The sequence below is a fragment of the Devosia sp. RR2S18 genome (assembly GCF_030177755.1).
GTDB classification, from domain to species: Bacteria; Pseudomonadota; Alphaproteobacteria; order Rhizobiales; family Devosiaceae; genus Devosia; species Devosia rhizosphaerae.
Map to the genome: position 1 here is coordinate 2,537,892 of NZ_CP126539.1, position 13,387 is coordinate 2,551,278.

General features: G+C 62.4%; 10 protein-coding genes. All 10 read right to left on the reverse strand.

Features of this window, described 5'->3' with window-relative positions:
• Positions 1-47 precede the first annotated feature (47 nt).
• Positions 48-695, reverse strand: coding sequence for a ThuA domain-containing protein (locus QOV41_RS12505; protein ID WP_284577011.1), 648 nt, complete (start codon positions 693-695; stop codon positions 48-50).
• A gap of 35 nt (positions 696-730) precedes the next feature.
• The gene (locus QOV41_RS12510) at positions 731-2,404 is read right to left on the reverse strand and encodes an acyltransferase (protein WP_284577013.1); all 1,674 of its coding nucleotides are present in this window, start codon (positions 2,402-2,404) and stop codon (positions 731-733) included.
• The gene (locus QOV41_RS12515; RefSeq protein ID WP_284581314.1) at positions 2,404-3,414 is read right to left on the reverse strand and encodes a hydroxyacid dehydrogenase; all 1,011 of its coding nucleotides are present in this window, start codon (positions 3,412-3,414) and stop codon (positions 2,404-2,406) included. The genes QOV41_RS12510 and QOV41_RS12515 overlap by 1 nt, the downstream gene beginning before the upstream one ends.
• On the reverse strand, positions 3,411-5,264 hold the full coding sequence (locus QOV41_RS12520; RefSeq protein ID WP_284577014.1) for a DUF2264 domain-containing protein: 1,854 nt from the start codon (positions 5,262-5,264) through the stop codon (positions 3,411-3,413). The genes QOV41_RS12515 and QOV41_RS12520 overlap by 4 nt, the downstream gene beginning before the upstream one ends.
• On the reverse strand, positions 5,265-6,299 hold the full coding sequence (locus tag QOV41_RS12525; protein WP_284577015.1) for an ABC transporter ATP-binding protein: 1,035 nt from the start codon (positions 6,297-6,299) through the stop codon (positions 5,265-5,267). It lies immediately after the preceding gene.
• Positions 6,296-7,333, reverse strand: coding sequence for an ABC transporter ATP-binding protein (locus tag QOV41_RS12530; RefSeq protein WP_284581315.1), 1,038 nt, complete (start codon positions 7,331-7,333; stop codon positions 6,296-6,298). The genes QOV41_RS12525 and QOV41_RS12530 overlap by 4 nt, the downstream gene beginning before the upstream one ends.
• On the reverse strand, positions 7,308-8,447 hold the full coding sequence (locus QOV41_RS12535; protein WP_284577018.1) for an ABC transporter permease: 1,140 nt from the start codon (positions 8,445-8,447) through the stop codon (positions 7,308-7,310). The genes QOV41_RS12530 and QOV41_RS12535 overlap by 26 nt, the downstream gene beginning before the upstream one ends.
• Entirely contained in the window at positions 8,448-9,437 is a 990-nt protein-coding gene (locus QOV41_RS12540; RefSeq protein WP_284577019.1) for an ABC transporter permease, read from the reverse strand. It lies immediately after the preceding gene.
• 73 nt (positions 9,438-9,510) lie between these two features.
• Positions 9,511-11,415, reverse strand: a complete 1,905-nt coding sequence (locus QOV41_RS12545) for an ABC transporter substrate-binding protein (RefSeq protein WP_284577020.1) — start codon at positions 11,413-11,415, stop codon at positions 9,511-9,513.
• A gap of 110 nt (positions 11,416-11,525) precedes the next feature.
• On the reverse strand, positions 11,526-13,259 hold the full coding sequence (locus QOV41_RS12550; RefSeq protein ID WP_284577022.1) for a heparinase II/III domain-containing protein: 1,734 nt from the start codon (positions 13,257-13,259) through the stop codon (positions 11,526-11,528).
• Positions 13,260-13,387: the final 128 nt, after the last annotated feature.

The following is a 13,387-nucleotide window of genomic DNA, read 5'->3' on the forward strand; positions in this document are numbered from 1 at the left end:
GCCAGCTCGGACCTATCAAAGCTGAAAGCGTGCGGGTGGGATAGAGGCTACCGGGCCGCCCAGAGGAGCCCCCGCTGGAGGATCGTACGCACCTGAGGGATCTCCAACTCATCGGCAGTATGGCCGAGCGAGGAATAGAACACCCGCCCCCGGTCGTGCTGTGTCGTGAAGACCACCGGCATCACCACATCCTTGCGCCAGGGATGGAATTCACCTGAGAAGGTGGTGGTGGCAAGCACCTCAACCGCCGGGTCGTAGTTGAGGTAATATTGCTCGGAGGTGTGCTCGAAGCTGTCTATACCCGCCATGATCGGGTGGTCCGATTTGGTCACATCCACCCGATAGGTGATGATGTTGCCCGGGTGCTGCACCCAGTAGCAGCTTGCCGCATAGCGGAAGGGTACGCTGGCGCGGAACGTCGTCGCGAGCCCCATGTGATAGCCTGCCAGGCCGGTTCCGGCGCGAATAGCTCGGACAAGGTTGTCCATCTTGTCGGGGGCGAGTTGCCCGTCGGTGATCACAGGCACGACGAGGTCGTTGCTACCCACGTCCTCGTCGCCCAGCGCGTCGTACTCCGGCGTCACGGTCACCGCAAAGCCTTCCGCCTCTAGTAGGTCGCGCACCACGTTGGCGCCGCGTTCGGGCGTGTGCAGTTCCATGCCGCCCCAGACGACCAGAGCCTTCTTGCCTGCCATTATTCAATGCCTCCACTCGGCGCAGCCCGTTGCGCCTACAATCCAAGCCCCACAGCCTCGGTCCGGTGCACGCCTTTGGGGACAAAGGTGAAGGACGTTTCAACGCCCAAGAGTTTGGCCGCCAGGTGTACGACAGACAGCCACATTTCGGTGCCTTGCAGACTGGGGAACTGGCCATCGGCGAAGGCAAAGCCTTGGTCCTCGACCCACCGCTCCCCTGCCCGCGTGATAATTGCACGGGCGATCGCCTCTGCTTCGGCGCGACGATGATCGGTCTGCCGCAGGCAAAGCCAGAGCGGATGGATGGTGTCGAGCAGATTGCAGGCCGTGTAGGTTGCGTCCGAGAAACCGCCATAGTTGCGGTAGTTGAGCAGCACGGAGTCGATTGCCCGTTCCGCGTTCGGGACCGGCAGGCCCCATTGCGCATAGGTACCGCGGGTCAGTCGATAGAAGCCATTGACCGGCTGCAGCAATCCTTGTTCAGCGGTCGGCGCGCCCCACAAACCGGTGCCGCGGTCCTGTTTGAGTGCCAACCAGCCGAACAGTGTCTCGCGCGATCGTGCGGTCTGGAAGTAGCGCGCGTTGAAATAGAGTGCCGTGCCGATGGCGTCGACAACCGAGCCAGCGCTCCAGGCGCGCTCGCGCCATGGGAGGTTTTCAAGCCAGGAGCACAGCTCGATTGCAGTGAGATCCTCCACTGCAGCAATGCGGTGCAGCGGATGGCTGCCCAGCGCTTCCAGCGCATATCCGACGGCCAGCACATTATAGAGCGCAAGGCCATTCTCTCGTAGCGCCTCCCCTGATCGGGGTGGCTGGAACGGATCTGGAAAGAGACCCGTGGTCGCTTCCTGTACAGCCTGCAGCCTCGCGACAGTGGCGATCCGGTCCAATCGCGGCGGGGTTTCGCCAAAGGCAGCCGCAATCTCGATGGCGTCACACAGGTGCCTGATGCTGCGGCGCTCGGTGCCATCGGCCTCGCGCGAGAGATACTCCCCGGCTCGTTCGTAGCGCGCTAGAATGGTTTTCCATTGCCCCTTGGCGGCGGCGCCAAGGCGTTCCAGCACCGCTGCAACGTCGCTCTTTCCAGACTGGCCTCGGTAGCGGACAACTTTTGCCGGGACGCCTGCAACGATTGCCAGCGGCGGCACGTCCCGACTGACCACCGCACCAGCGGCGATTACGGCCCCCTTGCCCACCCGCACGCCGTCGACGAGCACCGCATTGGCACCGATCCAAACGTCATCCTCAATGGTGATGCCGAGTGTCTCGTGCCTTTGCACATGGATCGGCACGCCGGGGTCATCGAAGCCATGATTGAAGCCCACCAGGGAAGAATGGCTGGCAATCCGCACGCCATCGCCGCACCGCACCTTGCCCGAGATCATGGCGTAGGAGTTGACGGTACAATGGGCGCCGAACTCGACATCGCCACGCACCAAGGCATGGCCGGCGATCCAGCTCCTTTCCCCCAGCACCAGATGCGTGGTGTAGATCGCCGCCTCGGCAGCGATGTATGCAGTTGGGGCAAACTGCGCTCCCGCCACCTCCTCCAGGAGCTTCAGCCGGGCTTGGTGGTCTGCACCGGCGATGTCTTCGGGCGTCCGATCCCAGGTCAGGAACTCCAGACGGCGGCGGTGCCATTGGCCATGCTCGTGAACATCGGCTCCGTTCCCGACAACTGGACCGCTTGTAGGGGTGCCCGCTTCCATTAGGCGAGCCGCTCCAGCAGCGCCGGTTCGACCTCATAGGCCATGGGCAAGCCGGCCACGAAGCGCTCGACCTCCTCGATTGCCATCTGCCCGAGTCGGAGTCTTTCGGTGCCGATCGCCCCGGCCACATGCGGGGTCAGGAAGACGTTGGGCAGGCTGAACAAGGGCGACTGGGCCTCCGGAATTTCGGGGTCGGTAACGTCGATCACCGCATGGATACGCTCGGTCTGCAGTTCAGCAATCAAGGCAGCTTCATCAACCAACGCACCGCGCGCGGTGTTGATCAAGGCCGCACCATCCTTCATGAGCTTGAGCTGGTGCGAGCCGATCATGCCGTGGGTCGACGGCAGTGAAGGGGCGTGGATCGACACCACGTCCGACCTGGCCATCAGCGCATCGAGATCCACCAGTTCGGCTATCTTGGTGATGGGGTCGCCCCCTTGCACGAACGGGTCATAGAGCAGCACCTCACAGTCGAGGCATTCGAGCAGCGTTGCTACCTTGCGGCCGATGCGCGAGGCGCCGATCAGCCCCACGGTGCGGCGGAAATTGCCGATAGGCTCGTCCATCAAAGCATAGCTGCTGCGGCGCGAGGGGTCGGCGCGATAGCGGTCGCGTAACTCGAATACGCGCTTGTTCGCGAAGATGATCGAGGCGAGCGTAAACTCGGCGACCGGTACCGCATTAGCATCGGCCGCATGGGTGACCCGGATGCCTGCCCCGTAGACTGCCGGATCAAGCATGTATTTCACCGTGCCCGCGGCATGCGCGATCAATTGCAAATTGGGGGCAGCGCGAACCGCTTCGGCGGTGATCATGGGACACCCCCAGCCGGTGATGAGGATATCCACGCAGGCCAATGTCTGCCGCGCCTGTGCACTCTCGAACTCTCCGAGTGGCTCCTCCTGGACCACGTCGCAGATCTGGGCGAGCCGGCTCAGCCCGTCCCCATCAAAGACGAACTTGGTTTTGTCGGCAGCCATGGCAAAGGCCAGCTTGGGTCGCATCAGAACCGCTCCGGTACCAGGATGGCGCTGACGTCAACGCCCTCGCGCGCAAACAGCGCCTCGATTTCACTCAGGTCAGGCGCCGCGGGAGGCTGGTTCAGTGCCGCCTCGGCCGCATCGCCTGGCGGCAGGGCCATAGCCGCCGTTACCAGCACCGTCGTGCCGGCGGGGATTTCACCGCGCAGTTGCGGCACAATGGTCTTGGCGACGATTAGATTGGTGTTGGGATATGCTCGATGCGCCCGCCCTTCCCGCTTTCCGCCCAAGTCCACTATGGCACTCACATCGGTCTGGCTCTTCGCGATGGCCCGGCTTGGCTCATCGATGCAGGTATCGGCGTTGAGGTCGGCCCGGGCAATGGCGAACCCGCCCTCTGTTCCGTGTAGCGCGCGTGGCGTCGTGATCCGATGCACGCGGATGTGCCAGGGATGGGCTGGCAGCAACCAGGTCTCGACGGTCACATCGTTCCAGGGTTTCCAGCGGCTGAAGAGCATGTTGCCGGCAATCTGGGCCACTTCGTTGGTTTCGCGAACCCGGAAGTGTCGGCCGTCGTCCGAGAGCGCCAGCGCCCCATCGAATGCCCCCATATTGTAGGCGCGTTCGTCCACCTCAACGGAGAACCCGTAACGGGAAGAGTACGCGAACTTGGCGTATTTCTCGCTGCCATGCCGCATCTGCCAGTTCTGCTGACCGCTTGAAAGCGCCACCACATTGCCTGTGGTGTGCATCATTATCATGCCGGGATGCCGGAGCGGCACCGGCTCGTCGGTGAACCGCGCTGGCGCCTCCTCAGCCGTCCAGAACGGATGATCCTCGGGCAGTGCCAGCGGCAGAAAGGCCTTGAGCGCCCAATAGGGTGAGCCGGCCGAATTGTAGCCCTCGGACATGAAGAGATTGGGATAGCCGTAGCCAATCGAGAGAACGCCGTCTCGATTGGCGATGGGGTGTTGGCTCCACCAGCGCAGATGGCGCAGGAAGTGCCCCTTGATCTCCCCCCAGGGCAGCGCCTCGATATCGGCAAAGGCGAGCGCGCCCCAGATGCCGGCACAGGCAAAGCGATAGGTCAGGCTTCGCCCGAAGGCCAGCGTGCCGCCCTCATCGTCAAACCAGTGCTGAATATCCTTGGCGAACAGCGCCGCCCGCTCCTTGTAGGCGGCGGCACGCTTGTCATCGTTACGCGCAAGCTTGCTGTAGATCAGGCCATAGAAGTGCATGGCGAATGGAATGTAGTGATCGATGCGCCGCACATTGCCATCGCGGTACCATCCGTCACCCAGATAGAAGCCGTCCAGCTCCTCGAGGTACTTCTCTGTGAGCGACCGATCGAAATCGACGCCGCACTCTTCTAGCCCCAGATCGACAAGGATGCGGAAGAACTTCCAATTGTTGTCCGCATAATCGAACTGCCGGGCGTGCTTGAGATAGGCGGCGAGATTGTCCTTCGCCTTTTGTTCCAGCGGCTCCCACACCAGGTGCGGCAGGAGCCGCATGGTAAAGCCGATTGCCGCCAACTCCACCATGCGTTGATCGGTCGAATTGACCGCGCCCCAATATTCGGGATGCTCGGGATTGGTGCCATTGGCCAGGCCGCGGCGATAGAGCTCCCAATGACCGAACTCCCCACCGCCCGCTGCCAAGGGCGTCAGCCCCCACAGCGGCCGAGCAAAGCCTTCGAGATCGGCTGCGGCGCGGTCGAAATGGGCAGCCGCCGCATCTAGCCGCACCCGCGCGCCGCCTTGGGAGAAATAGGGCAGCAGCGGCTGGAACAGGTCCTGCAAGCCTCGTTCAACATCGGCGCGGGTCTGGAGCGGATTGCCATGCAGCGGATTGGCGCTCAGCGGATCATAGGTCATTTAAGCGTAGGTCCTTTGCGGCGCCGCGTCATAGGCGCCATTGAGGTCGAGGGTTTCGGCGAAATGGCAGGCCGCTTCCTGGCGCGTGCCGTGAACTGGCCGAAGTGCCGGCTTTTCGGTGCGGCAGATGTCCTGGGCGTATTTGCAGCGGGTGTTGAAGGGGCAACCCACCGGACGATTGCCGAGATAAGGGATCTCCCCGCGCACTTCCTTGTTCCGCCCTTTCCGGCGGGTCGGATCGGCGATCGGCAGCGCCTCGAGCAGCAACTCGGTGTAGGGGTGCCGGGGCCTTTCGAAGAGCATTTCCGTCGGCGCATTCTCGACGATATTGCCGAGATACATGACCACCACACGGTCGGCGATGTAGTTCACCACGCCCAGATCGTGGCTGATGAAGATGTAGGTCAGCCCGAACTCGCTCTTGAGATCTTCGAGCAGATTGAGCACCTGCGCCTGGATCGAGACGTCGAGCGCCGAGACCGCCTCGTCGGCGATTACCAGCTTAGGGTCGAGCACCAGGGCCCGGGCGATGCCGATACGCTGCCGCTGCCCGCCTGAAAACGCATGGGGATACCGGTCCACAGCTTCACGCGGGATTCCTACTTTTTCGAGCGTGCTGATCACCCGCTCCTCCAGCGCCTTGCCCCGCGCGATCTTGTGGATACGCAATGGCTCGGCGACGATGTCGAAGACCCGCATATTGGGGTTGAGCGAGCTCATGGGATCCTGGAAGATCATGCGGATGTCCTGCCGCCAGGGCTTGATCTGCCGCTTGTTGAGCGCCGTGAGGTCCACATCCGGCTGCCCCTTGGGGTGGTAGATCACGCGGCCTTCGCTAGCCGGCTGCGCCTGGATGATACAGCGGCCCAAAGTGGTCTTGCCGCAGCCACTCTCGCCCACAATGGCCAGCGTCTCGCCGGCATCGACCGTGAGGTTGATATCGGTCAGCGCGTCCAGCCGCCGTTCGGGCGCGAACAGTCCACCCGAAAGCGTATAGTATTTGGATAAGTTGTTGACGGTGAGCAGCTTGGTCATGCCAGTTCCTCCACTGGCTGGCGCGTCAACAGGTGACAGCGCGCATGGTGGCCGTTGCCCATATCGTTCCGCTCCGGCCGGATGGTCGGACACGGCTCGAAGGCGTAGGGGCAGCGGCTCGTGAAGGCACAGCCCACCGGTCGATCCTTGGGCGACGGCACGGTGCCCCGAATGGGCGAAAGCCGTTCGCGATCAGCCTTGCGCGCCATCTTGGGAATGGAGCGCATCAAGGCCTGCGTATAGGGATGCTTGGGCGCGGCGAAGACGTCGAACACGTCCCCCTGCTCCACCACGTCCCCCAGATACATTACCGCCACTTCGTCGGCGATCTCGGCCACAACGCCTAGATCATGGGTGATGAACAGCATGGCCATGCCGTACTCTTCCTGGAGGTCTCGTAGCAGGTCGAGGATCTGCGCCTGCGTGGTCACGTCCAAGGCGGTGGTCGGTTCGTCGGCGATCAGCAGGTTGGGCTTGCACGCCAGCGCCATGGCGATCATGGCGCGCTGCCGCAGCCCGCCCGAAAGCTGGAACGGATAAGCGTCCGCTCGCTCGCGTGCACCGGGTATGCCGACCTGGTCGAGCAGCGTCACGGTGCGCTCCCGTGCCGCCTTGGGCTTGAGGCCCTCATGGACCACCATCATCTCGTCGATCTGGTCGCCGATCGTGTGCACCGGCGACAGCGAGCTCATGGGCTCCTGGAAGATCATGGAGATCTCGTTGCCGCGCACCTTGCGCATGTCGAGGCTATCAGGGTTGAGCCGCGCCAGATCAACCGGCGCTTCGTCCCGCGGAGCGAAGGAGATGCGCCCAGTGCGGATCTCGGCATTCTTGTCGAGCAGCCGCAGCACCGCCCGCGCGGTAACCGACTTGCCGCAGCCACTCTCACCCACCAGGGCCAGTGTCTTGCCGGGCGTCAGCGTCAGGTCCACCTGCCGGACGGCCTCGACGGGCGCCTCATCCGGCGAGGTGAAGACGATGGACATGTTGTCGATGGTCAGCAGGGGATTATCGGCCATGGGGATCAGCGGCATCACGGAGGCCGTCTCCAAGAAAGTTCATGGAAAGGATGATGATGACGACACAAACCCCTGGCGCCAAAAGCCAGGGCGCGCTCGCCAGGGTGCGGATGTTCTGCGCGTCTTGCAGCAGCGTGCCCCAGCTGACGATTGGCGCCTGCAGCCCGAGCCCTAGGAAGCTCAGCGCTGTTTCGGCCAGGATCATGCCGGGAATGGCCAGCGTCGCCGCCGCGATGATATGGCTCATGAAGCTGGGGACCATGTGCCTGGTGATGATGCGCCAGTCGCTGGCGCCGTCCAGTTGCGCGGCGGTCACGAAATCCTCGGTCCGCAGGGACAGAAAGCGTCCCCGCACCACACGTGCCAGTTCCGTCCAACCGATCAGTGAAAGAATGATGGTGATGGCGAAATAGGTCTGCAGCGCCGACCAGTCCTTCGGCAGCGCCGCCGCCAAGCCCAGCCACAGTGGAATGGTCGGCATCGAGCGGATGAACTCGACCGTGCGCATCACCGCACCGTCGAACCAGCCGCCGTAGTAGCCGGCAAAACCACCGATGATGATGCCGAAGAAGAGGCTGAGCGTCACACCCGCTAAGCCGATCGACAGCGAAATCCGTGTTCCATGGATCAGCCGGCTCAGCAGGTCACGCCCCAGCCGGTCCGCCCCCAGAATGTAGAAAGGCGCACGCGGGTCGGCGACGCCGATGAACTTAACCGACATCGGGATCACCCCGGCCAGCAGATAGGGGTCTGATGGCGCAAAGAACTGCACCGGAATACGCACCTCCTCGTCTATGACGAAGGTGCGACGCAGCGCGACCGGGTCGATTTCGGTCTTGTAGCCGTAGACATAGGGCCCCAGCTGCCAGCCGCCGTTTTCATCCAACGCAACGAAATGCAGCCCCTGCGGCGGCGCATAGGTATAGCGGGCGCTATACGCGCTGGGTTCTGTAGGCGCCCAAAATTCCGCCAGTAGCGCCACGAGGTAGAACAGCACCACGACGAACAGGCTCACCACGGCGAGGCGGTGGCGCTTAAAGCGTCGCCACATCAGGCCCAGTTGCGTTTCCCGGCGGGCGGGCTTGGCCTCCACGCCTACGACGGCGTCGTTGAGGATTTCGACCGACATCTACTTACTCCCGTAGCGAATGCGGGGATCGATCAACGCCAGCAGGATGTCCGAGACCAGAGTACCGATGACGGTAAGGACGCTGAGCAAGAGGATGATGGCGCCGGCCAGATACATATCCTGCGTGGTCAGGGACCGCAGAAGCATGGGCCCGGCAGTGGGGAGATTCATCACCACCGAGACGATGACCGATCCGGAGACCAGCGCGGGCAACAGCCAGCCGATGGTCGAGATCAGGGGATTGAGCGCGAGCCGCACCGGATACTTCAGAATGACCTTCCACTCGGGCAGTCCCTTGGAACGTCCGGTCACCACATAGGGCTTCTTGAGCTCATCAAGCAGGTTAGCGCGCAAGATGCGGATCAGCTCGGCAGTACCGGCGAGCGACAGGACCAGAATGGGAGCCCAGGCATGGCTGAGAAAGTCCCAGACCTTTGGCAGGCTCCAGCGCGCATTCTCGAAGGCGGGGGAATAGAGCCCGCCCAGCGTCGTGCCGAACCAGGTGAAGGCGACATACATCAGGATCAGGGCGAACAGAAAGTTTGGCACGGCCAGGCCGATGAAACCACCGATCGTGGCGAGATAGTCGCCCAGCGAATATTTCCGCACGGCGGCATAGGTGCCGATCGGCAACGCCACCAGCCACATAACGATCACCGCAAGGCCTTCGAGCAGGATGGAATTGCCCATGCGACCCCAGATCAATTCTGTCACCGGGCGTTTCCATTCGAAGCTGTGGCCGAAATCGCCGCGCAGAATTCCCGTGATCCACTGCCAATACTGCACATAGAAGGGCTCGCCCAAGGCATATTGCCGACGCAGGTTCTCGATCACGCGTGGATCTACCTGCTCACCTGTCGCAGCCAGCGAGGCAATATAGGTCGTCAGGTAGTCGCCGGGCGGCAACTGGATAATAGCGAACGCCACAAGCGAAATGGCGAACAAGGTCAACACAATGGCGATGATACGCCGGACGATGTACTGGACCATGGTGGGGGTGCCTTGATGGTGGGGGTCTCCCCGCGACGGAGCCGCGGGGAGAGACAAGCGGAGGAGGTTGCCGCTATTCGAAGTACCAGGTCACCGGATTCATCGGCGCCGGGGTCGGGAAGAGCCAGGCGTTGAACATCGTCTCCGGAGCGTTCCGCAGGTTGTTCTTGATGATCGAGTAGGAGTTCGGCATCAGGCTGACGCCGATCACTGGGAACTGCTCCTTGGTAATCTCGAGGATTTGGCGCATCAGCTCCTCGCGCTGGGCAGCATCGCTGGTGGCGCGCAGCTCGGTATAGAGCTCCATCTGCTCCTTGGCCCAGTCCGCTGGCTCCTCGGCGATTTCCGTGTCAGTCCCGGTGTACCAGGCCTGCCACTTGTAGGCCCAAACGGATTCAGCATGGGCTGGGAAGTAGTACCGGGGATCCTGGATGACCTCGAGGCCACCGTCGCCCGCCCAAATCTGGGCGTCATAGTCATTGCCGGGGCGCTTGTCGTAGAAGAGGGTCCGGTCGATGCTGTTGAGCTCCATTTCGATGCCCACAGCAGCAAGCTGCAACTGCATGATCTCGAGCATGTCGATCCACTCCGGCCGCAATGCCGAGATGACATCAACCGTGATCGAGACAGGGCGGCCATCGCTCATCAGGCGAATACCATCACTGTTGGTTTCCGTAAGACCTGCGGCTTCGAGGTGCTGGACGGCCAGTTCAGGGTCGAACTCGGTGTATTGTTTGGCCAGTTCCTCGTCATAGAACTGGGACTCGGGCCGGGGTGCCACCTGGAACGGTTCGCCCTGGCCGGTGAACACCACGTCGATAATTTCCTGCCGGTCTAGTGCGTGAGAGAGACCGATGCGGAAGTCCTTGTTCTGGAACAGCTCGCGCTTTGCCTCGTCGTCGTGGTTGAGGTTCAGCTGCAGCACCAGTGTGTTGGATGCCGAGGGGACCACCTCACCCAGGTGATAGTCACCCTGCTCCTGCCCATCAAAGAACAGGGGCTTGTTGACGGTGGTGGCGATATGGCGCTCCTGGAAGTCGATTTCGCCATTGAGGGCCAGCAACGTCAACTCTTCGGTGCTCTCACTCACCCGCATCGAAAGGGTGTCGATATAGGGCAGCTGGTTACCCTCGGTGTCCACCTTCCAGTAATAGGGATTGCGCTGCCAGGTCACACGGGAGTTGTTGGCCGTATAGGGGGTCTCAATGACCCAGGGATACAGCACGGGCAGTTCGGGGTTGGCGTACCGGATGGTTTCCCAGCCCCACGCACAGCGATCCTGCAGGTGAAGAGCCCAGCTGCTGAAGCCTGCTGCTTCTGCGTCGGCAGCAGCGTTCTCGTTGTAGCTGGGGTGGAACTGGCTGCAGTAGTCTTTTTGCAGCGATACGATGTGTAGCCCATCCGTACTGGCTAGCTGATCCATCAGCATGCCATTGGGGTTGGGGAAGATGAGCTTGAATGTCAGCTCGTCGATGACCTCAATGGACGGCATGTTGTTAGGGTTGTCGATCCAGCTCGAGGCTGGGTAGTCGGGGTCCTGGTACATCTCCACCGCGAAGGCAATGTCTTCGGTGGTGAATGGCTTTCCATCCGACCACTTCACGCCTTCTCGCAGGGTGAAGGTGTATTCGCGCGCGTCTTCACTGGCCTCCCAGGAGACGGCAAGATTAGGCAGGACCTCCTGCCACTGGTCGTCGAAGCGGACCAGTCCTTCATAGGCAACGGTCTTGACGATCATGCCGTTGTCACCGCCGCCGCGCATGCCCATGCGCCAGGTACCGCCATAGTTGCCGATGCTCTCGGCCTCCACCACCTGCGGCTCGGCCGGCAGGCGCTCCTCGACGGGTGGCAGATCACCGCTCTCCACCAGTGCCTCGAGTGCGGGCGCCTGCTGCTGCGCCCAGGCCGGGCCAGCTACCGCCAGCACGGCAGATATTGCGACGGAGCCGGCGAGCCCCAAAAGTCGTTCTTTCCTCATGTGTACTCCTCCCTTGCTCAGGACGTTGGCCCTGAAACCTCGTTGTGGCATCCGGCTCTTCCTCGTGAGCCGGTACCCTTGTGGTGCGCCCCTCGGGGCAGTCCAGCCGCTCAGCCGAGCGGCAAGATTTCCAGCGCGATGTGCCCTTCCCGCTTTGGCTGCCGCGGAGTGAACACCACGCGCGTCAAATCGACGGGCGGCTGATATTGCTTTTCCACTCCAGCATGCCGTTCCAGCGCCACTTCGACTTCCTGCTGGTCGAACTGGACACGCACTCCCGCGGCGCCCTCGCCGATCAGCACGGCATTATCCTGCAGACAGACCTCGGTCGCCGTAATCAGCACCGATTGCAGAACCCCATCGCCTCCAGCGAACTCATATCTGTCCTCGAGCAGCACGCGGCCGCCCGGCGCCTGGCGATCAAGCGCAATCGCGCGCCGCAGCGACCTCACCCCGGCCTCGGCCGGATATGCCGCTGCCATGTCGAGTTCCAGACGATCGGCACTCATGGTGTGTGAGTGGGAGAGCACTTGCGCTTCGCGCTCGCGACCTTCCACCTGTTCAAAGCCATTGACGACCGGCACCGAGTGGCCGCGCGACGATGCCATCAGGTTCTGATAGCGTTCGGGTCCGAAATAGGCTTTGGAATAGCGCCCGCGCCCTGGATCGGTCAGCACCACCTTGCCACCGGCGAGCACCATGAAGGAGCCCACGTCGTTTTGGTTGTGCATCTCCTGGTTGTGCCCGCCTTTGGCGGCGAGCCGAAGTGAGCCGGGCTGATCGGGATCAAGGCGGCTGATCATCCACCCCGTCTCCTCATACCAATCATGGAGCGGCAGCACGGCGGCCCTGCTCTTAGGCGGAAGAGGCCAGGCGTACTGGCGCAGGGGCCACGCGAACTGGTTGAAGCCGGCCACCTTGAAATCATTGCGCATGCCGAGGCCCAGCAGGTCGGGCATGTGCAGATGCTGCGCTAGATGGGTGAGCAACCCAGGATGGAACACCGGATTATTGTCGGAATCCGAGAAGCTCACCCAAACGTCTGGTGCCAGCATGGTGCGCAGCGGGAACTGCGCCACCGACCGGATGAACTCGCCCTCGAGCAGATCGATGGCCCCGCCACTGCGGGCATGCAGCAGCTGCGCCAGCACGACGTAATTGCCGAAGCCATAGGTCCAGTAGTCTGGCCCTTCTGAAGAGCCTCCCTCGCGATCGAAGGTCTCGAGGTAGTCCGCTAGGCTTTGCAGTCCGCGCGTGACGATTTCAGCAAGTCGTGCCGTGTCCGTTTCGAGATAGAGGGCAGCACCCACGGCGCCGGCGACACAAACCGCGGTCCAATTGTTAACCTGCTTTTCTGGGGTGGAATGAAGCCACCAATGATCGTTGCGATGGAGAAATGGTCCGACCACGCGTCGCTCCACCTCAGTCCGCAGCCGTGTCCGCAGGTGAGCCGACAACCGGTCGCCCACCAGATAATCCAGCTCCGCCATGTCCAGCGCGGTCATTGTAGCGGCCAGATCGACCGTCGGACGATCCGGATGATCGAGGTCTCGGGCATGGGCTGGCCAGGCCCAGTTAGTTTCCTCAAGGCGCGCCCAGGCGATTTCTTCGAGCGCGGGAACGAAACGCCCCTGCCCCTCCAGCCATTCCGCCAAAGTGAGGCGGTAGAGCATGTTGCGCCGGGTCCGCTGCGCATCTTCATAGGGCTCGCGGCGGCCGGTTTCTCTGAAGTCGCGGTAAAGCCGGGCCGGTAGCGCTGGAACTGGCGCTTCGGCATCGAGAGCTGCGTCTGCCAGCAGCGCCCCGATGACGTCGTCGCCAAGCCGCTCTTTAAGGCCATGCATTTCCGATGAATTCGAAACCGGAAAAGGCGCGAACGCTGACGCAGAAGCGAGCACCATGCTCACATGTCTGACGTTCCACCGCCGCAGATCCATTAGGTTTCCTCCAGGTCACCAGCCGGAAAGCTGCT